Below are 19,918 nucleotides of genomic sequence, written 5' to 3' on the forward strand. Positions count from 1 at the left end.
GCTCCGGCAGGAGCTTGCGCAGGCGGCGGAGGATTTCCGTGCGGATCCGGCGGATAACGCCGCGGCTGCGCGGATGCAGGGCCTTACCGAAAAGCTGGAACAGTACCGGAAAGGGCTGTCCCTGCTGCACGGCGGCACGCCCATGACTATCACGGCGGGCAAGATACCGGACGCGCATATCTGCTTCCTCGATGAAATCTTTAGTGCGCCCGTAAAGGCATTACAATAAAGCTGCTGTAGCAAAGCAGTAGGCAAGGAGCCTGTGCCTATCATCATCCGACTTACCCTGAGGGGAAACCCATAGGGGGACCAGAGCATGTCGGAAAGGCCATAAGTTGACCAGTCATCAGGTCACGACTGAATGGTTGGATGAAAAGATGGATATGAGGATAAAGCCCTGATTGGTTGAACGACAGTCCGAACGGCCTCACTCGTGTCTACAGCGGAAGATGACTATAGCCGCTGTATCGCAGATGGTGCTTTCCACTTGAATAGGAAGGCATCCAAGGCTTACTTATCTGTGACGTACCGCTGTCAGCGGAAAAGGACGGAAATCGTATCCGACAATCCATCGTGCTGAGTTATTGTATTGCTAAACGGGGATTGCCTAAACCGGAACGCCTGATACGGCTATATGCATTGGCATTGAATATCCGGCATGGCAACGGAGCCTTCATAGTAGTCTGAGGGCGGGAAAGCCGTCCACATGGCGAAGGAAGGCAGCTTGCGAACCAGTACAAATACTGTGAAAGTGTGTGAGACACTATGAGAAATCCTGTAAATGTACTAAACAGTCTATCAAGGCACAGCAGGGATATTAATTATCAATATGAGCGCATTTATAGATTGTTGTACAATCCTGAAATGTATTGCATCGCTTATCAGCGGATATATACCAAACAGGGCAACATGACGAAAGGATCGGATAACCGTACAATCGATGGAATGACCTTAAAAAGGATAGACAGCTTGATTAACTCGCTGAGGAATGAGAGCTATCATCCATCGCCTGCGCGTAGAACATATATTCCTAAGAAAAACGGTAAGAAAAGACCTTTGGGAATCCCGTCATTTGATGACAAGCTATTACAAGAAGTCATCCGAATGATTTTAGAAAACATCTATGAAGGTCAATTCGAAGATACTTCTCATGGTTTCAGACCAAACAGGAGCTGCCATACAACACTGTCCTGCATTCGAAGATACTATACCGGATGTAAGTGGTTTATTGAAGGGGACATAGAATCTTTCTTTGATATGATAGATCATAATGTACTTATTGACATTATGGCAGAACGCATCAAAGACAGCCGTTTCCTGAGGTTAATCCGGAAATTCTTAAATGCCGGCTATATAGAAGATTGGAAGTTCCACAGGACTTACAGCGGCACACCGCAGGGTGGCATCATCAGTCCTATATTGGCAAATATCTATCTGGATAAGCTGGACAAATACATGAAAGAATACGCTCAAAAATTTTCCATTGGTATACGAAGGGCGCATAATCCCGAATATACAGCAATTCAACACGCGCTCAGAAAATGGGAATACCGCCTCAAAAGGGCGGCTACAGTTGAAAAACGGCAGGAAATCCTCAACCACATCAAAGAGATCGAAAGGCACCGGCGTACTATCCACAGCAGAGTGGATATGGACGCAAACTTCAAACGACTTCGATATGAGCGTTATGCCGATGATTTCTTGATTGGTGTCATTGGAAGCAAAGAGGATTGCAGGAAAATCAAACAAGACATCAAGAATTTTCTATCGGAAAAATTGCGATTGAACCTTTCGGATGAAAAGACATTGATTACCCATGCAGCCTCCTCTGCACATTTCCTCGGGTATGAAATCTCAGTCAGATGCTCGCAGTTGCCCATGCCTGGGAAAAAGAAAGTACCGACGCGATATAACAATGGCAAGATTGTCCTTAAAATCCCAGCAGGGAAAATCAGAGACAAACTGCTGGAATACAATGCGATGAAAATTGTCGTTCATAACGGTAAAGAGGTATGGAAACCGCAGGCAAGAGTATATCTGAGAAACAATGACGATTTGGAAATTCTGTTACGTTACAATGCGGAAATCAGAGGCTTCTATAATTATTACGCACTGGCTCTTAATAGTGGTACTATTAACAATCTTAAATACGTGATGCAGTACAGTATGCTCAAAACCTTTGCGACTAAGTACCGCACTTCCAAAAGCGCAATTATTAAACGCATGCGGATTAATAAGGACTTGGGTGTGAAGTATATAGGCAGCAAAGGTCGGGAGCACACAGTCCTTTTCTACAATGAGGGCTTTAAACGGAAGAGGGACATTACCATAAACTGCGACATACTTCCACGAACTATTGTCTACAGTGGACAGAATAGTCTCATGGAACGAATAAAAGCAGAAAAATGTGAATTCTGTGGAAAAGAAAACATGCCTCTCCAAATGCATCATGTAAGAAAACTCAAAAATCTGAAAGGCAAAGAGCCTTGGAAACAGTTCATGATTTCCCGCAAACGTAAAACCCTTGCTGTATGTGTGGAATGCCACCGGAAAATACACAGTAACAAGATGGACTAATTGCAAGTGGGGAGCCGGATACATTGAGAGGTGTAAGTCCGGTTCCGAGGCGAGCGCCCGGAAACCTGCCATAGCAATATGGTAAGGCGCTGGACGCTTAGCCTACAAGCGGCGGATGGGCTGCTGAACTCCCTGCTCACGGCGCTCAACGAGCACCGGTATACGAATGAGGGCGTGACCGTGGATATCCCCGTGATCTCGTTCTTTTCGGCCTCCAATGAGCTGCCGAACTTCCGGAATAAAGAAGAGCAGATCCTCGCCCCGCTCTATGACCGCTTCCAGCTTCGCGTTGTGACAAAGGACGTGCAGGAACGCACATCCCGTCTCGCAGTCCTGCGGAACAAGCAGGGCGGGCATTTCGGTGAAGTGGCCGCGACCTTCTCGCTGGACGAGTTGTATGCCATGCAGGCGCAGGTGAAGCTGATTTCGGTTCCGGAGGCGGTCAATGAGCTGATGGACGATGTGCTGTGCGAACTGCGGCGGGAAGGCATTACGGTATCCGACCGCACGTTCTTCGGCTATGGGCCGGTGGCGCAGGCGGCAGCCTGGCTCGCCGGCCATGCCGAGGTGCAGCCGGAGGATCTGCTGCAGCTGAAGAACTACCTCTGGAACGGGCCGGCGGAGATAGAAAAGGTACAGGCCGTGCTCACGCGGCTGTGCGACGACCCGCTCCGCACGCGGTTAGAGGCGCTGCTGGCGAAGGCGAAGGACGCGTCCGGCGCATTCAACGACGCGCCGGACGGCCAGAAGGCCAGGGCGCTCGTACAGCTCCGCGCCGGTTTTGCAGCGCTGTACCGCGAGTGGCAGGCGCTGGACGCCGCCGCGCAGTCCGAAGACCAGCACCGGCAGGCAGGGGACGCGCTCGCCGCGCTTGAGGAGATGAACCGCAGGGCGCACGAGGCGTGCTCGTTCACACCGTCCCCGCTGGCGCAGCTGGCCGTATTACAGTTCGCGGCATGACAAGAAAGAGGAGGAGAACAGAATGCTGAATAAAGTTATCCTGATAGGGCGCATGACCAGGGACCCCGACCAGCGCGGGAAAGACCCGGAAAAGCCGATCGCGAGCTTCCGCATCGCGGTGGACCGCGATTACAAGCGCGACGGCGAGCCGGAGGCGGACTTTTTCGACTGCTCAGTGTTCGGCCAGCAGGCGAAGTTCGTATTACAGTACGGCCGCAAAGGCCGTCTGCTCTGCGTGGTTGGCGCGATCCAGCGCCGCGAATGGCAGGACCAGCAGACCGGCGAGAAGCGCTCCTCGTTTGAGGTGGTGCGCACCGAGGTGAAGTTTCTGGACAGGAAACCGGAGGACGCCCAGCCGGACGGCGCTGCGCAGCCCGCGGCTGCACCCGTTCCGGTACCCGCACCAGCAGTTGGATATGCACCGCAGCAAGCCGTACCCGCGGCGCAGGGGTATCCTGCCCCGCCCACAGTACAGCCGGCAGCGGCACAGGCGCCCCAGCCGGCGGCCGTGGCACAGCCGGGCACACAGCCTACGGCCGCGCCTGCCCCGCAGGCCGTGCCTACGGTGACGGTACAGGCGCTGGGCTACCCGCAGCCGGTATCCGGCGCTGCGGCGCAGTATCCGGCGCCGGATTTCTCCGGCGTACCGGAAAGCTACGCATGGGGGCCGGGCGGCGTCCCAGCCGGCAACCCGCCGTTTTGAACGGCAAGCGTGATATGGAGAAACAGAGGTAAAGCAATATGGAAAAGCAGGGCGTCTGCCCTGCTTTTCCGCCTGATAACCTGGAGGCTATGGATGAAATACCGTTTTTCTTCACTGGATCAGATTGTAAACTCACCGCTATTCGATCTTACTGCACCATACCAACGGCCGGAACGTATGGATCATTGTACCCGGCCGGCACGGCTGGAGCGTATGGTGTTCCATGACAGCTGCATGGCCAATGGGCTGGATGCTGCCGCACCGCTGCTGGCCGACCTGTTCCATCTGCTCTATGCGCATACATACCACTGGGGGAGCGAAAAAGCGCTGTCCCCCAAAGCGCGTCTTGTGTGGGCATATCTGCTGGATGGGCTGCAGGATAACGGCCAGTTTGCCGCCCTGCACCATCTGTGCAGGGGAGAGGACAGCGCAGCGATGGAAGCCGCGCGCACGGTGCGGCAGGCGCTTTCCGAAGCGGTACAAGGTATCGACAGGGCGGCGGGCAGACTGCTGCCCGTGCTGGAACGGCTGACGCGCCGTCATGATACAGCGGCGGAAAGGCTTTATCATCTGGTGCGGGACGCACAGGCCGATCCGGCCAGGACGCCGGAGGCGCTCCGCGCTGCCGCAGAGACGGCAAGCACGGCGGAGCAGATACAGGCCGTGTCCGGAATGATACGGGATAAGCTGCGCAAACGGCAGGCGGAAACAGAAGCGGCGGTGCATACTGCTCTGCAGCAGGGCATGGACGCCGCGTCTCTGGCCCGCTATGTCCGGCGGTGCTGGGGAGATGGGGCGTCTGAAAATGCTGCGCAGCAAGCGGCCCATGACCGCGAGATGCTGGACAGGGTAAAGAGAAATGAGATGCTGCTTGGAATCACCCGCCAGCTGGGGCGCATGAAAGAGATGCTGTCCGAGCTGCGGAAGAACGATTATGCGCACGGCCGCGGGGAGAAATATTCCATTACGCGCGGGCGTGACCTGAAAAATCTGCTCTCCGGCGAGCTGGCGCTGCTGGCCTCTCCGGCGACGACGCCGCTGTTCCTGCGTAAGTACAATGCGAAAGGACTACTGCAATATGCAAAGCGGGAGCGCATCCACAAAGGGCATGGCGGTATCATCGTCTGCCTGGATGAATCCGGCTCTACAAAAGGGGAAAACGCCGAGTGGGGCAAGGCGCTGGCGCTGGCCGTACAGGATAGCTGCGCGCACGAAGGACGCAAATTTGCGCTGGTCCATTTCTCCAGTGCAGGCCAGATACGGACAGACCGGTTCCTGCCGGGGCAGTACACGGCCGCCGACTTGTTATCCGCAGCGGAGCATTTCTTTGACGGCGGCACGGATTTTGAAGCGCCGGTCCGCGAGGCCCTGCGGCTGATAAACGAGGAAGAGTTTGAGGACGCGGATATCCTGTTCATCACGGACGGGAAGCGCTCCATATCCGATGAACTGGCGGAACAGCTGCAGGATGCAATACAGGACACGCGATGCTCTGTGGTTGGGCTGCTGCTGGATGCAGATAACCCAGAGCTGACGTTCAGCCTGGATAAATTCTGTGAAAGGGTATACCGGACAGGCCAGATAGCAGAGAGCAGGATAGAAGCGGCGGTGCTGGATATTTGAAAGGGAATCCATATGGATGCATACACAGGAGATATTTTGTGCTATAATGATAAAAAAGGAGGAAGCATGAAATGCCGTTAGCACAGGAGAAGCACTATACCTATGCAGATTATCTGTCCTGGGATGAACAGGAACGCATCGAGCTGATACAGGGGCAGCCGAATATGATGGCGCCTCCATCACGGGCGCACCAAAAGGCATGCGGGGAGCTGTTCCGCCAGATTGCAAATTATCTGGACGGAAAAAAATGTGAGGCGTACCCTGCGCCGTTTGCCGTCCGGCTGTTCGAAAAGCAGGACGATGACACAGCAGGCATTGACACTGTGGTAGAACCGGATATTACCGTTATATGTGATTCTGACAAGCTGGACGATAAAGGATGTAAAGGCGCGCCGGATCTGATTGTTGAAGTGGTTTCTCCCAGCTCACAGCGGCATGACCGCTTGACAAAATTCAACCTGTACCAGCAGGCGGGGGTGCGGGAATATTGGCTGGTGGATCCGCTTGCCAAAACGGCGCAGGCGTTCGTCCTGCAGGATGGGCATTATACTGCTGCTGCCTTTGGCACCATCGGGGATGTTATAAAAGTACATGTACTCCAAGGCTGTTTTGTGGAACTGGAACGCGTATTCGAATGAACGAAAATGTTGAGAAACGGCTCTCTAATGGTATTCACTGAAAGAAATTCCGTGCTAAGCAAATCTAAAATACTCCTAAAAAGTTAGACTTTTTAAGCGTAGCAGTCTTAAATGACTGCTACGCTATTTTTATACAGACAAGGAGGAGAACCAGAATTCATCCAAACAAGATCCTTACCAATACGTTTTCCATTCCTGTTTCATCTTCCTTTTATGGTGGTATTTTACGAGACTCCTTGGCCGTTTAGCTTTTCAAGTTAATCAAACTTTCTATGGTGTTATGTTTCTTTTTTCTACCGTTTATGCCAGAATTTGCACCGGCCAAATTGTGTCAATGCGGGATTGTACAGTATATGCAATGATGTTATAATAAAGTCATATCGTAGGGGGCAGACAGATAGAGGATGGATGAACGGTTTTGCGTTCAGTGCGGCGCACTGTTGGGCAGAGATGAGCATGAGGTGTGTTCTTTTTGCGGCGGATATGCTTGTGGATCGGCTGGAAAGCAGATCGATGAAATTCTGATTTCGCAGCGGTACGAGATCAGGCCTGAAAAGGAGTGGCGCATGGTTGATTATGATACAATCCGCGCAGCAGTGGTCGCATGCGAGAAATGGGCGTCGGATAGGGTGACTGTCAATTACGCGCAGGAACTCGATGATGTAGCTACTGGAAAACATCAAGGAATATCCAATAGATGATATCCATGCACAGGAGCGTCTGATAGCAAAGCTCAGATAAGATGAAAACGACAGGTATAATTATGGCTAACCAGCGAATGATAGGAACGATCTCCTGTTTTTCAGAAGAAAGCGAGGCAGTAAATGAACGGCGGATTAGACAAGTTATCAGTTAATCAGCTGGATGGATTCCGACAGACTCTTGCCAAGAAAAAACATTTGGTCGGTGTTGCAGCTGGGAGTGGGATGACGGCAAAATATGCTATTATGGGTGGTTGTGACTTTTTGCTGGCGCTCAATTCGGGAAAATACCGATCGATGGGAGTCAGTTCTATGGCCGGTTTTTTGAGTTACTCCAATAGCAATGATCTGGTTATGGATTATGCTTGCAAGGAGATCCTTCGTACTGCCAAAGATGTTCCTGTTTTTTTTGGCTTAAATGCGACTGATCCGACAAAATCAATGTATGATTATATCAAAAAAATTAAGATGTTGGGATTTGCAGGCATTAACAACTATCCAACCGTTGGGATGATTGATGGAAAGTTTCGGGAGGCACTGGCTATCGAGGGGATAGACTTTCAGCAAGAAGTAGAAGCAATTCGTTTTGCACATTATTGCGGACTGATTACCCTAGCGTTTGTATTCAATGCTGAGCAAACCAGAGAAATGGCTCAGGCTGGAGCCGATATTATATGCGCGCATTTTGGTCTAACGTCAGGCGGCTATTTGGGCGCGCAAAAGGTTTTAACGCTGGAGCGGGTTCGCTGTGCTGCTCAAGAGATTTTTGAAGCAGCCGAGCAGGTGAATACCAATATCATTCGCGTTGTATATGGAGGGCCTATAAAAACACCGATTGACGCGCAGTATATGTACCGCGGGAGCAAATGCCAGGGATTTATTGGAGGCTCTTGTTTTGAGAGAATCCCGATCGAGAGCGCGGTGTTGCATACGACTCGCAGCTTCAAAAAAGAGCAGCCGCTGAGCCCATCTTCCAAGTTGGAGAAGATTATATTTGACACACCAGGTCGCTATGACTATGTTGAATTTATAAAGCAATATATTGACGAGAGTTATATGACAGAAGTAAGGTTGAATGAGCTGGCGCAGGTGTTACATTGCTCCATGTCATATCTGTCGACTCTTTTTAGTCAGAAAGTGGGGACGAACTTTCAGGATTACCTGATTCAGGTCAGAATGGAAAAGGCACGGGATATGATTAGGAACTGCACCTATCCGCTGGTACAGGTGGCACAAAATGTAGGATATCAGGATTATGCTCAATTCAGCAAAATGTACAAAAAGCACATGGGAATTTCACCGAGAGAGGATTCATTAAAACGAAAGAAAATACAAAAATAGCGTTTGGTTTTATATTCTACTTCGGAAGAAAACACAAGAATATAAAAAGAACATACATAGAACAGAATTTAAAAATCTGGTAAACTTTATGCATAAAGTATAGAGGAGGCCGGATTTTTTTATTTTTTTTGTGCAGAAAACAGCTTGTTTCCCGATTAAAGATGAATAGGAGAAAAAACACAAGAGAAAGGGGCATGACAGTGAAAACAGTAGCAATTGTAGGAACCTTTGATACCAAGGCGCGGGAACTGCAATACATTAAGGCGTTAATTGAGGAGAAGGGGATGCAGGCGCTCTGCATCAATACGGGAGTGTTTGAGCCGCAGTTCCAAACCGATATCTCTAATCGGGAGGTAGCGGCGGAGGCAGGGGCAAACATCGAGGAACTTGCTAACGCCGGGGACAGGGCTACCGCCACGGAAATGCTGTCGAGAGGGCTGGAAAAGCTGGTGCCTCGCCTGTATGCGGAGGGCCGCTTTGATGGAATTATCTCCACAGGTGGTTCAGGTGGAACCGCGCTTTCCACGCCGGCGATGCGTGCCCTGCCGATTGGCGTGCCAAAGGTGATGGTATCGACAATGGCGTCGGGAAATGTCGCGCAGTATGTAGGAACGAGCGACATCATTATGATGCCTTCGGTGGTGGATGTGGAGGGGCTTAATGTAATCTCCATGCGCGTCTTTTCCAATGCAGTCAATGCGGTGACAGGAATGGTTCGGGATTACAAAGATATCCCGGATGGGGATAAGCCCCTGATTGCAGCGACCATGTTTGGCGTGACAACACCCTGCATCAAAGAAGCAAAGGCTTATTTAGAGGAACGGGGCTATGAGGTGCTGGTCTTTCATGCCACCGGCACTGGAGGCCGGAGCATGGAGGCGCTGATAGAGGCCGGATTTGTCAAAGGCGTGCTGGATCTGACGACCACAGAGTGGTGTGATGAATTGTATAGCGGGGTGCTGAATGCTGGGCCGAACCGATTGGAAGCAGCAGGAAAGATGGGGATCCCACAGGTGGTTTCGGTCGGTGCGCTGGATATGGTCAACTTTGGCCCGTGGGATACTGTGCCGAAGGAATTCAAAGATAGAAACCTCTACAAACATAATCCCACTGTGACGCTGATGCGTACGACAGCCGAGGAAAATGTGGGCCTAGGAAAAATAATCAGCCAGAAGTTGAATATGGCCAACGGTGCCACGGTGTTGATGCTACCGCTCAAAGGAGTATCCGGTATTGATGCCGAAGGACAGCCTTTCTATGGACCTGAAGAGGATAAGGCCTTGTTTGATACTCTGCGTAACGACGTGGATAAATCTAAGGTGGAGATCGTTGAGGTGGACCAGCATATCAATGACCCTGCATTTGCAAAAGCAGCCGCACAAAAGCTTGTTGATCTAATGAGCGCAGTCGGTTGATAATAAAAAATGAATTTAGGAGGAAAAAATAATGGTAACCAAATCGAGATCTGAAATTCTGAAGGACTTTCGCAACCAGATTTCTCAGGGCAAAATCCTGGTGGGCGTGGGAGCAGGCACCGGTATTACCGCGAAGTGTTCGGAAAAAGCTGATGTTGATATGCTGATCATTTACAATTCCGGTCGTTTCCGTATGGCTGGTCGCGGATCCCTGTCCGGACTTTTGGCCTATGGCGATGCCAATAAAATTGTGGTGGAAATGGGCTACGAGGTGTTGCCGGTAGTCAAGAAGACACCGGTACTGGCCGGCGTTTGCGGAACAGATCCGTTCCGTGTCATGGACATTTATTTAAAGGAGCTGAAAGCGCAGGGCTTTAACGGGGTTCAGAATTTCCCCACGGTAGGCCTGATTGATGGCGTATTCCGTCAGAACCTTGAAGAAACCGGCATGGGGTATGGTCTGGAAGTGGACATGATCCGCAAAGCCCATGAGCTGGATATGGTCACGTGCCCCTATGTCTTTGATGCTGCTCAAGCTACTGCTATGGCGGAGGCGGGTGCCGACTGCCTAGTTGCACATATGGGCCTGACTACAAAGGGCTCTATCGGTGCGGAAACGGCCAAGACGCTGGATGACTGCATCCCGCTGATCAAGGAGATTATTGCGGCGGGCCGCAAGGTCAATCCCGATATCATGGTTATCTGCCATGGCGGTCCAATCGCCGATCCGGAGGATGCAGCTTACATTATCAAAAACGTACCTGAAATTGACGGTTTCTTTGGCGCATCCTCTATCGAGCGTCTGGCATCCGAGCGGGGCATGACAGCCCAAGCTGCAGCCTTCAAGGCGATTTCGAAGTGAGGCGATCACAGGCCTTTGCAGAGTAAAAATGGCAGCAAAAACTAAGCCCTGGACAGAAAAGCTGCGGGGCGTAGAAAACAGAAGGAGAAACAGTGATGAAAAAGATGAAGCGTTTGTTGGCGTGTATGCTGACGCTAATGATTGGCTTGGCATCCTTGACCGCCTGTGGTGGCAGTCCCGCCGAAGGCGGAACGGCAGATGCGGCCTCTGATGGAAGCTATAATATCAAAATTGGGTTTATGTCCCCCAATACGCATCCCTGGACAACGGCAGCCAATGAGTTTGCTGAGAAAGTACAGGAGCGCACCGAAGGAAAGGTGTCGGTTGAGGTATACCCTGCCAGCACATTAGGTAACGGTCCGGAATTACTAGAATCTACGCAAAATGGCGCTGTGGAGATGTGCATTGTCGCAACGATGCAAATGTCTTCTATTGTGCCGCAGATCCAGATGCTGGACCTGCCATACCTGCTGCCTACGACCGCAATCGCGGAAGAAATCCTGGATGGAGAACTGGGCGATCGACTCATGGAGTATGTGAATGCGGCAGGCTATAAGTCGATGTGCTGGACGGACAACGACTACCGCTGTTTCTCCAATAACACGCGCCCCTTGATTGCGCCGGAGGATCTGAACGGGATTAAAATGCGTATTCCGGAAACGCCTGCACTGGCGATTTGGCTGGAAATGATCGGGGCGGTGCCCACCATGATGTCTGCCACTGAGCTGTATACATCCCTCCAGACCGGTGTGGTAGACGGTCAGGATAACGGCGCTATGCTTACTTTTTCAGATAATTATTATGAAACGCTGAAGTATTTTTCAAATACCAACCACCTTTATGGTTCATCTCTGGTTCTTATGAATAACAGCTACTGGGAGTCTCTGCCCGCTGAGTACCAGACGATCATCCAAGAAGAGTGCTATAATATGCGAGATAGCGCTCGGGCTATGATTGCGGAACAAGTGGATGGCTATATTCAACAAATTGCGGATTCTGGGGTAGAGGTCACGATGCTGACGGATGATCAGCTCGCGGCATGGGTTGAAAGCGGCCGTGCGGTGTACGACAAGGTAGATGGACTTGATGAGGATCTGCTGAATGATATCGTCGCGAAGGTTGACGAATTGATGGCCTAATATTCACAGTATCATGATGCGCGCCTGCTGAGGAATAACTGTTTGCCGCGGGCGCGCATTTCTAACACTATTTTGCAGAGGGTGATTATATTGCTGAGAAAAGTATGCCGTGCGCTGGAAGAGGCAGAGAGCCTGTTGATTGCAGTTTTATTGCTGGTGATGACTTTGTTTGCAGTTTTGCAGGTTGTAACACGCGCTATGTCCATCACGATTATCTGGATGGAAGAGGCAACGCGGTACTGCATGATTTGGCTGTGTTTCATCGGTATGGCGCTGGCGGTTCGCAAGCACGCGCACATCTGTATTGACATGGTCCCAGATTTCATCAAAAACAAATTGCATTTTAAGCACTATGATATTGTTGTCAATGCCCTGATAGTGGCGTTTTGCTGCTTTTTCCTTTTCTACGCCTGCGAACTGACAGGCGATGCTATGGCCTCCGGCCAGTTGACACCGGGACTGAAGATCCCCAAATGGACAATGTATCTTTCCATGATTGCGGGATCTATTCTGACGATTTTTCACAGTGTGACCGAGAGTGCCTTTGCGCTGAAAGGAGGAGATGACTAATGCTGTCGATTGCGTTATTGCTGGGTTTTATCGGATTGGGCGTGCCTATTGGCATGGCATTTGCTTTGGGCGGTATCGTATACCTTACCCTGACGGGTTCCAATTCGGGTATTATGATGGCGCAGGCCAGCTTTGGTGGAATTGATTCTTTTACCATCTTATCTCTTCCGTTTTTTATGTTTGCCGGTGATATCATGCGCTATGGGGGTGTCTCCAAGCGACTGGTTGGCTTTGCAAAGCGATGCTTCCGCAGTTCAATCGCTGCGCTCGGTAATATTACGGTGCTTGCCTGTGCCTTGTTTGGCGCGGTCTCGGGCTCATCAGCAGCGACGGTGTCTGCGATTGGCGGTATCATGGGACCGGAGATGAAGCGAAATCATTATAAAAGCGACTATGCGGCCGGACTGATCAGTGCTGCTGGTTTTTTGGGGATTTTGATCCCTCCCAGCGTTCCGGCGGTCATCTATGCCTGTGCGGCGGGTGCTTCGGTCGGTAAACTGTTTCTCGCAATCATTGGACCGGGTTTGCTCACCACAGTGGCATTTATCATTCTCAATAAGATTATGATAAAAAAAAATTACGACTTCCTGGCCGCAGAGTCGGAAGAGCCGAATGATGAATCGCTTGAAAAACCTTTTTTGCGGGCGCTGCTGGAAGCCTTGCCGGCATTCTTAATGCCTATTATCATTTTGGGCGGAATTTACAGCGGAAAGTTTACGGCTACGGAGGCTTCTGCAGTTGCGATTGTATACGGCCTTTTCGTCAGTCTGTTCTTGTATAAGGAAATATCTTTGCGTGATATCATCCCGATCGCAAAGGAGTCGGCCCTTACTGCAGCAAAGATTTTGCTCATTATGGCTACAGCTACATTTTTTGGCCGTATCATGACGCTGCTCAGTCTACCGCAGATTATCGCGCAATCCATTACGAGTTTTTCCGATAACCGATATGTTCTGCTGGTTTTAATCAACATTGTGCTGCTTATTTTAGGTATGTTGATGGAAACCGGCGCGGCAATTCTTCTTGTCACCCCGATTTTATATCCCATTGCCATGGCGATTGGGATTGACCCGGTTCATTTTGGTGTGATTATGACTTACAATCTGGCGGTCGGTCTGATCACGCCTCCGATGGCGCTAAACCTCTTTGTTGGATCTCAGGTTTCCGGATTGCCAGTAGCAAGGATCGTTAAACCCGTATTACCGTTTTTGGTGGTTGCGATGGGGGTATTACTCCTTGTTTCATTGTGGCCGGGGCTTAGTATGTTTTTACCTAACATATTGTATTAAAGGAGAGTGTCTCAATGGATCAAGCAAGTCGATTTCGCAGTATGCTTAATGCGGCAGGGAGTATCGTGGCCCCCGGAGTATTTGACGCTATGGGGGCAAGAGCAGCGCAAAGCGCAGGCTTCCAAGCGGTGTATATGACGGGCAACGGTTCGATGGCCAGTCTTTTGGGTAAGCCGGATCTGGGGCTTGCGACCATGTCTGAGATGGTGGGGCGGGCGCATCAGATCGCTTCCTGCGTAGACATTCCGTTGATTTGCGATGCAGATACTGGATATGGAGGCTTAGGGAACATTCGCCGCACCGTAGAGGAATTTGAGGCGGCTGGAGTGGCTGCGATTCATATCGAAGACCAAGTAATGCCAAAACGCTGTGGCGCGCTGGGCGGCGTACAGTTGGTGCCGCTCGAAGAGTCGGTAGACCGGATCCGCGCCGCCATGAAAGCACGGCATAGTTCGGATTTTACTATCATCGCCCGTACGGATGCAAAGGATGCAGTTTCCTTTGAGGAGGCGCTTCGAAGGGCTCGGGCTTATGACGCCATCGGCGCAGATATGGTGATGGTAGAGGGCCTGGAAAATTTGGAACAGATTGAGCAAGTAGTACAGAGCATAAGCTGCCCTGTGCTGTTCAACATATATGAATGCGCCCCTGACCAGGTGCATCAGATCAAGGACTTAGAGGCTGCTGGCGTAAAACTGATCGTTAATTGCCTGACTACAACCCTCTGTACCGCTACACTGCTGCGGGATATCATGTTCTCTTTTCGGGATACTGGCAGCACAGCCGCCTATTACGAACAGATGATGCCCATGAAGGAATATACTGAACTTCTGGGAATTGAAGATGAGCTGAACTTTAAGGACTGGGAATGAGATACGGAGTACACGATGACGATTTCTGAAAAGCTATCAAAGTATGCAGCGGATTTCACAATAGACAGTGTATCGCCGGAGGCTGTGGCAGAAGCGAGTAGGCATTTTGCCGATACGATTGCATGTATGACTGCCGGTGCTAGCTCAGATACTGTTGCAAAAATTGAGTCCTATGCAGTTAATAATAATGGAGGCCATCCAGAATCTACAATTTTAGGTTTTGGAGGCGCCCATTGCAAGGCGGCATTTGCCGCAATGGTAAATGCTGCTTCGGCGCACTGTAGGGACTTTGATGACATGAGCGTGTCTCTAAATGGCCATGCCAGTGCTGTTTTGGTTCCGGTTGCATTAGCCATGGGAGAGCGGCACCATATCTCGGGCAGAGGAGTCATCGAGGCATACATACTGGGTGTTGAAATTGATGCATTGCTGGGGAAGATGTTGATAAACAGTCCTTATCATAAGGCGTGGAACACCAGTTGTACCATCGGAATAGCGGGGGCGACAGCCACTGCCTGCAAGTTGATGGGAGCCTCGCAGGAAGACTATACGAATGCCTTTGGGCTGGCAGTGAGTTCAGTGGGATGCGTAAAAGAAAACTATGGCACATCGGCAAAGGATATCAGTGTTGGAATAACAGCATTTATGGCGATTTTTTGCTCTGAGATGGCGAACTGCGGCATTGTGTCTAATTCCAAAATATTCGAGGGGAACAATGGTGTCTATGCGGCGACCGGTGTGCTGGGTACGCAGGGAGATATAGACCGGATCATAAGAGAGCACAAATCAGATTTTCTTATGCCGGGGATGATCCTAAAGCCGTATCCCACATGCCGCGGCAACCATACAGTGTTGGATTGCTTTACTAGGCTCGTGAATGGCAATAGAATAACCCCAGATATGATTCAAAAGGTTATCTGTAAGGTTCAGCAAACAGTGCTGGATACGGATAAATATCCCTATCCTACAACTAGGGAACAGGCGAAGTTCAGCATTCGGTACTGTATAGGCAAGATACTATATGCAAAAAAGTTGCTTATAGAGGATTTTGTGGGAGATAAACCCCTTGATGCGCAGGCGGTGGACTTTATGGATCGGGTCGAGGTACTATTGGATTGCGGTTTTGATGATGCACGCTTCGGGGCAGAAGTGGAAATCATGACAACTGGCGCACAATCCTATTCCATGCGCTGTTGCGCAGCTTCTGGAGATCCGATGTGTCCAATGAGTTCTGTGGAGATTGAGAACAAATGGAAAGATTGCATTTTGTCAAAATATCCTTTGGAACAGGCAGATAGAATACTGGCGGCACTTCGTGACATTCCTAGCGTGCAGGATATCTGTCAATTGACAAGCCAGCTCAGCTGAATCGAAGCAATAATCGCCGGCCAGATGCTGTGCGGAGCAACGCCTGTGTGTCTCGGCAGAGATGCATTTGGAAAGCTGGGGGCACATAACCAGCTTTCACATAATACTGGGTTAAATTGCGGAGTCTTGAAAACGGAAGTACCTACAGAGGAGAAATTGGTAGATTTTTTGCCAGCTCTTCTTTCATGAACCGTTGATCTTTAGGGAGGTGTCCGGTCGCGCACTTATTATCGGAAAGACTGCGGTGAGTACGAATACCTCCATGCTCTGTCAGAGCCATCGCCTATCCGGTACTCCATAAGACAAAGTAGAGAAAGCAGAGGCATGAAACACTCTGGGGCGTTGGGATGGCTTGCGGATGAACCATCGGGTTTTCTGTCAGCGTAGTCCTTCCTGTGTTGGTATTTGCCTCTGAGTATCAGCCTGATCCGCATCGCTTTTGGATACCATGCTTTTGTGCAAATTCTGGGAGCTCGCACCTCTTTTGTCCATTTCCTATGCGGAACGGAGCAAGAGACCTAAAAAAGCGATCCACCGATGACAGGGATAAGATTCTACAGTGAGAAGAGAGGGAAAGTAGTAATATGAAAATAGTAGTTTTAGAGTAAGACGTAAAATACTCGTGTGCATGAAAGGGTGTATAGCTAATTATAAATTGAACGGCGCAGCATATCGTGGAGCAGGTGGAGGAGATTGATCTCACCCATCAGGGTGCAGAGACACGGGAATTTGGGAAGGATGCCATTGTGATGGCGGTCGGGTTACAGCGGAGCTGCTGGCACTGATGACGGAACGGCTACAGGCTCGTTGCGGGCGCAGCACACCATAATCGCGCGCCAGTCCAACATCGAGCTAAAAGAAGAGCTTGCCAAGAAGATTGCCCTGAATAAATAAAGTTATGATGGAAAAGTGATGATTGATAGACATTTCATAAAGGCAGCGCCCGCAGAACGAAGGATGGTTCTGCGGGCGCTGTTTTTATTCAAATTTTTGAACATTAGCAATAGGGTGGATTGCGATAGAATACACCAAAAAATTTCTGCTTTTAATAAGAGATCGCCGGAATCATTTTATGAATCAAAGGGATATCATTATTGATTTTATATAAATCTGTAAAACGTGCACAAAAAATCAATAAAAATTTGTGCAAAAAAATTAACCAAAAACTGATGGTTCAACAGCCTATAACAATGTAAATTCCACAGTCAGTGGCAGTAAGGTGGTGAGTGTAATGCTTACGTCGCTTACGCCACAGGATGTCATAGTGAAACGCTTTATCAGCTATTGCTGGAAAGCAATCGAAAATCAGACAAGTGAAGTATACAGATTTTTGCGAAAAGATGCACTATGCCATATTCCGGGTGCGCTGTTCTTTGAGGCCATTCCACAACCGGTAAATGTGATACATCTGACAGACACAGAATTTATAATTGGGGATATTTGCGTGCCTGTTTATGACAGTGATCTTGCTGACGCACTAAAACAGCTTTCGGTAACACAGCGAGAGATTATCTTGCGTTCCTATTTTCTACAGCAAATAGATCAGGAGATAGCTTCAAGTATGAAGCTGACCAGAGAAAAAGTAAGCTACCAGAAACGGAAAGCGATGAAACAACTCCGGGAATGGTTTGTGGGGGAAACGGGTGAAGAGTAAAGCCAAAGAGAAACGGATTCTAAGCTATGATACGGTCCAAAAAGCTGTACATGGAGACGAACAGGCAATGCTGCAGGTTGTACATTTCTTTCAACCGATAATCCATTCGAACGCCTTACGCCCGTATATTGATGAACAGGGTAACTATACATTTTACGTTGACCCGTTTGTCAAGGGGCATATTGAGAACGGGCTTTTAAGGGCGATTTTGGATTACCAGAAGTACTGGAACAAATAACCGCTTCTTTCATCGGCTTCCCCATGGGGATTTATAAAATGCTTATGGGGAAGCCGATGAAAGCGGCTGTCGTGAACCTTGACAAGTAAAGAGCATGGGTGCGCTCCTATGAAGCAAGCGCCGGAGAGCCCAGAGCCGTTAGTCGAAGAGGAAAGATGGGCAGCGACCGTCGGCGGCTGAATACCGACGGATCCTGAAAAGGATAAAATGAAAACAAAGAAAGTATCATTATCTGCTATGTATGTTAGGAGAGGTATAAAAATGTGTACACAAAAGCATAGTATTTTGAACGATTTGCCTCTGGTATTAACTGTTACGCAGGTATCTCAAGTGTTACAGATCAGTCGCCGTGTTGCATATGGACTGATTAAATCCGGAGAGCTGCTACATATACGAGTCGGTAAGCAAATTAGGGTATATCGAGGTGCATTAGAGGAATATATAAAGAAAAATTCATAAATTTTGTCTTGCATTGCTTTTGTGTTTGGAATATCCTATATTTGCAGTTCGTCGTATAGCAGGTGAAAGAGGCAAGAAGGAGGTAACATGAAAAAGCAAACGACGATTTGCACTTTGAAGAAAAAAACCGTTTCTACTCGGCGAGCCAAAGGACAAGGCACAGTTTGGCAAGAGAGAAACGGGAAATGGCGTGGGCAAATCTCTATCGGATTGAACTCGGATGGAAGTGCTAAACGGCGATCTTTTACTGGAGCAACACAGGAAGATGTGCAGAGGAAGATGAATGATTTCATACAGCTTTTCAATGTAAGTGCTGCAATGCCTGACCCTGTATGTTCGGATATAAAGAAGCCTGTAAAGAAAAATCATATTACAGTGGCTCAAATCGTCCATCGCTGGCTGTGGGACTATAAACGCATCGAAATATGCGCGAAAACCTGCGAATGGTACATGGATTTGATACATAATATGATTGAGTCGCATATCGGCGGCTTGGCATTATATCGAGTCAATCCAATGGTGGTACAAAATCTGATCAATCGTTTGATACTGGTAGATGGTTATGCGGTTCGGACGGTACGTGGTGTGCGGAGTGTCTTGGTGCAGTCCTTTGCGTTTGCGTGTCAGCTTGGGCTGATGCAGACGAATCCTGCTGCGGAAATTAAAATGCCGAAAGTGCGCAAGCGTACAAAGAAAGATGATAAAAAAGTAATTCCGCATGATGTCTGCGTCAAAGTATTGCAGGCAGCGCAAGATGATCCGATGATGCGGGTAACTGTAACTACATTGCTGTTTAGCGGCTTACGGATCGGAGAGCTACTCGCGCTGCGTTGGGGCGATATTGATTTTGAAAACAAAATAATCACAGTGGATGAAGCTGTGGTGCGACGACCAATATACAACGAGCAAGGGGATAAAATCGCATTGAAAAGCGAGATTGCTGATCCTAAGACGGATAGCTCGTACCGCGCGGTGCGAATGCCCTTGCAGGTAGCAGAGGCGCTGCAGAACTGGAAAAAGCATCTGCGTGAGGAATGCTACGGCGGTTGGCGCGTAAAAGAAAACAGTTTTGTCTTTGCCAACAAAAGAACAAAGAAGCCCTATACCTATACGGGATTTCGCAGCATCTATTATCATTTTTTGGAGCGAAACGGCTTGAGGCAATATGGTCTCAATCTGCATAGCTATCGCCATACATATGCGACGATGTTGATGGAGGCGGGCACGAATCCCAAAGTGGTGCAAAATCAGTTGGGTCACGCGAGCATCAACACAACGTTAGGTATCTATACGCATATGACTGAGCTGTTGAGCGAGACGGCGAGTACAGCGTTAGAGACTGCATATCAATCGATGAAGGTGTAAAAAAACGTAGCAACACTACAGAACACCGGTGCAAAAAACGCAGGGAACAGATTGGCACGAAGGTACACAAGATGCAGCGAGCGTGTACGGATATACACGAAGCGACACGAGGTTTTAGACTTCAAGTAACGAAAACAAAGCTGT

The 19,918-nt window shown here is 49.4% G+C and carries 18 protein-coding genes and 1 pseudogene; all 19 read left to right on the top strand.

The features are described 5' to 3' along the window. Positions 1–229: pseudogene (locus tag OCV66_RS14015) on the top strand (hypothetical protein); the annotation flags it as partial. 536 nt (positions 230–765) lie between these two features. Then, on the top strand, positions 766–2,577 hold the full coding sequence (locus tag OCV66_RS14020; RefSeq protein ID WP_147574546.1) for a reverse transcriptase/maturase family protein: 1,812 nt from the start codon (positions 766–768) through the stop codon (positions 2,575–2,577). A 78-nt stretch (positions 2,578–2,655) separates the two neighbouring features. Further along, entirely contained in the window at positions 2,656–3,537 is an 882-nt protein-coding gene (locus OCV66_RS14025; RefSeq protein WP_147574547.1) for a hypothetical protein, read from the top strand. 22 nt (positions 3,538–3,559) lie between these two features. Beyond that, positions 3,560–4,240: a single-stranded DNA-binding protein gene (locus tag OCV66_RS14030; protein WP_147574548.1), complete on the top strand. Its 681-nt coding sequence runs from the start codon at positions 3,560–3,562 to the stop codon at positions 4,238–4,240. 177 nt (positions 4,241–4,417) lie between these two features. Further along, complete coding sequence (locus OCV66_RS14035) at positions 4,418–5,863, top strand: vWA domain-containing protein (protein ID WP_147574549.1); 1,446 nt, start codon at positions 4,418–4,420, stop codon at positions 5,861–5,863. Between the two features lie 71 nt (positions 5,864–5,934). Next, the gene (locus OCV66_RS14040; protein ID WP_147574550.1) at positions 5,935–6,501 is read left to right on the top strand and encodes a Uma2 family endonuclease; all 567 of its coding nucleotides are present in this window, start codon (positions 5,935–5,937) and stop codon (positions 6,499–6,501) included. A gap of 404 nt (positions 6,502–6,905) precedes the next feature. Beyond that, the gene (locus OCV66_RS14045; RefSeq protein ID WP_147574551.1) at positions 6,906–7,202 is read left to right on the top strand and encodes a hypothetical protein; all 297 of its coding nucleotides are present in this window, start codon (positions 6,906–6,908) and stop codon (positions 7,200–7,202) included. 123 nt (positions 7,203–7,325) lie between these two features. After that, complete coding sequence (locus OCV66_RS14050) at positions 7,326–8,543, top strand: phosphoenolpyruvate hydrolase family protein (protein WP_147574552.1); 1,218 nt, start codon at positions 7,326–7,328, stop codon at positions 8,541–8,543. Positions 8,544–8,743: 200 nt separating this feature from the next. Then, positions 8,744–9,958 (top strand): Tm-1-like ATP-binding domain-containing protein, encoded by a 1,215-nt coding sequence (locus OCV66_RS14055; RefSeq protein WP_147574563.1) that lies wholly within the window; start codon positions 8,744–8,746, stop codon positions 9,956–9,958. A gap of 31 nt (positions 9,959–9,989) precedes the next feature. Then, complete coding sequence (locus OCV66_RS14060; RefSeq protein WP_147574553.1) at positions 9,990–10,820, top strand: phosphoenolpyruvate hydrolase family protein; 831 nt, start codon at positions 9,990–9,992, stop codon at positions 10,818–10,820. Positions 10,821–10,915: 95 nt separating this feature from the next. Further along, positions 10,916–11,959, top strand: a complete 1,044-nt coding sequence (locus tag OCV66_RS14065; RefSeq protein ID WP_147574554.1) for a TRAP transporter substrate-binding protein — start codon at positions 10,916–10,918, stop codon at positions 11,957–11,959. Between the two features lie 90 nt (positions 11,960–12,049). After that, positions 12,050–12,529: a TRAP transporter small permease gene (locus tag OCV66_RS14070; protein WP_147574555.1), complete on the top strand. Its 480-nt coding sequence runs from the start codon at positions 12,050–12,052 to the stop codon at positions 12,527–12,529. After that, a complete protein-coding gene (locus tag OCV66_RS14075; RefSeq protein WP_147574556.1) occupies positions 12,529–13,818 on the top strand; it encodes a TRAP transporter large permease in 1,290 nt (429 codons plus the stop codon). The genes OCV66_RS14070 and OCV66_RS14075 overlap by 1 nt, the downstream gene beginning before the upstream one ends. Before the next feature lie 14 nt (positions 13,819–13,832). Beyond that, a complete protein-coding gene (locus tag OCV66_RS14080) occupies positions 13,833–14,690 on the top strand; it encodes an isocitrate lyase/PEP mutase family protein (protein ID WP_147574557.1) in 858 nt (285 codons plus the stop codon). Positions 14,691–14,705: 15 nt separating this feature from the next. Then, positions 14,706–16,058: an MmgE/PrpD family protein gene (locus OCV66_RS14085; protein ID WP_147574558.1), complete on the top strand. Its 1,353-nt coding sequence runs from the start codon at positions 14,706–14,708 to the stop codon at positions 16,056–16,058. 1,264 nt (positions 16,059–17,322) lie between these two features. Further along, a complete protein-coding gene (locus OCV66_RS14090; RefSeq protein WP_262564751.1) occupies positions 17,323–17,712 on the top strand; it encodes a sigma factor-like helix-turn-helix DNA-binding protein in 390 nt (129 codons plus the stop codon). Further along, the gene (locus tag OCV66_RS15685) at positions 17,702–17,950 is read left to right on the top strand and encodes a helix-turn-helix domain-containing protein (protein WP_147574560.1); all 249 of its coding nucleotides are present in this window, start codon (positions 17,702–17,704) and stop codon (positions 17,948–17,950) included. The genes OCV66_RS14090 and OCV66_RS15685 overlap by 11 nt, the downstream gene beginning before the upstream one ends. Before the next feature lie 261 nt (positions 17,951–18,211). After that, positions 18,212–18,409 carry a helix-turn-helix domain-containing protein gene (locus OCV66_RS14095; protein WP_147574564.1) on the top strand — a complete coding sequence of 66 codons (198 nt, stop codon included), beginning with the start codon at positions 18,212–18,214 and terminating at the stop codon, positions 18,407–18,409. An 87-nt stretch (positions 18,410–18,496) separates the two neighbouring features. Next, positions 18,497–19,774: a tyrosine-type recombinase/integrase gene (locus OCV66_RS14100; protein ID WP_147574561.1), complete on the top strand. Its 1,278-nt coding sequence runs from the start codon at positions 18,497–18,499 to the stop codon at positions 19,772–19,774. Positions 19,775–19,918: the final 144 nt, after the last annotated feature.

The sequence above is a fragment of the Agathobaculum ammoniilyticum genome, assembly GCF_025567315.1.
GTDB lineage: Bacteria > Bacillota > Clostridia > Oscillospirales > Butyricicoccaceae > Agathobaculum > Agathobaculum ammoniilyticum.

Coding starts and splice junctions, on each gene's coding strand:
- OCV66_RS14050 (WP_147574552.1), top strand. CDS start 7,326: ATGAACGGCGGATTAGACAAGTTATCAGTTAATCAGCTGGATGGATTC.
- OCV66_RS14060 (WP_147574553.1), top strand. CDS start 9,990: ATGGTAACCAAATCGAGATCTGAAATTCTGAAGGACTTTCGCAACCAG.
- OCV66_RS14080 (WP_147574557.1), top strand. CDS start 13,833: ATGGATCAAGCAAGTCGATTTCGCAGTATGCTTAATGCGGCAGGGAGT.
- OCV66_RS14065 (WP_147574554.1), top strand. CDS start 10,916: ATGAAAAAGATGAAGCGTTTGTTGGCGTGTATGCTGACGCTAATGATT.
- OCV66_RS14040 (WP_147574550.1), top strand. CDS start 5,935: ATGCCGTTAGCACAGGAGAAGCACTATACCTATGCAGATTATCTGTCC.
- OCV66_RS14085 (WP_147574558.1), top strand. CDS start 14,706: ATGACGATTTCTGAAAAGCTATCAAAGTATGCAGCGGATTTCACAATA.
- OCV66_RS14025 (WP_147574547.1), top strand. CDS start 2,656: ATGGTAAGGCGCTGGACGCTTAGCCTACAAGCGGCGGATGGGCTGCTG.
- OCV66_RS14030 (WP_147574548.1), top strand. CDS start 3,560: ATGCTGAATAAAGTTATCCTGATAGGGCGCATGACCAGGGACCCCGAC.
- OCV66_RS14035 (WP_147574549.1), top strand. CDS start 4,418: ATGGATCATTGTACCCGGCCGGCACGGCTGGAGCGTATGGTGTTCCAT.
- OCV66_RS14095 (WP_147574564.1), top strand. CDS start 18,212: ATGTGTACACAAAAGCATAGTATTTTGAACGATTTGCCTCTGGTATTA.
- OCV66_RS14075 (WP_147574556.1), top strand. CDS start 12,529: ATGCTGTCGATTGCGTTATTGCTGGGTTTTATCGGATTGGGCGTGCCT.
- OCV66_RS14020 (WP_147574546.1), top strand. CDS start 766: ATGAGAAATCCTGTAAATGTACTAAACAGTCTATCAAGGCACAGCAGG.
- OCV66_RS14045 (WP_147574551.1), top strand. CDS start 6,906: ATGGATGAACGGTTTTGCGTTCAGTGCGGCGCACTGTTGGGCAGAGAT.
- OCV66_RS14100 (WP_147574561.1), top strand. CDS start 18,497: ATGAAAAAGCAAACGACGATTTGCACTTTGAAGAAAAAAACCGTTTCT.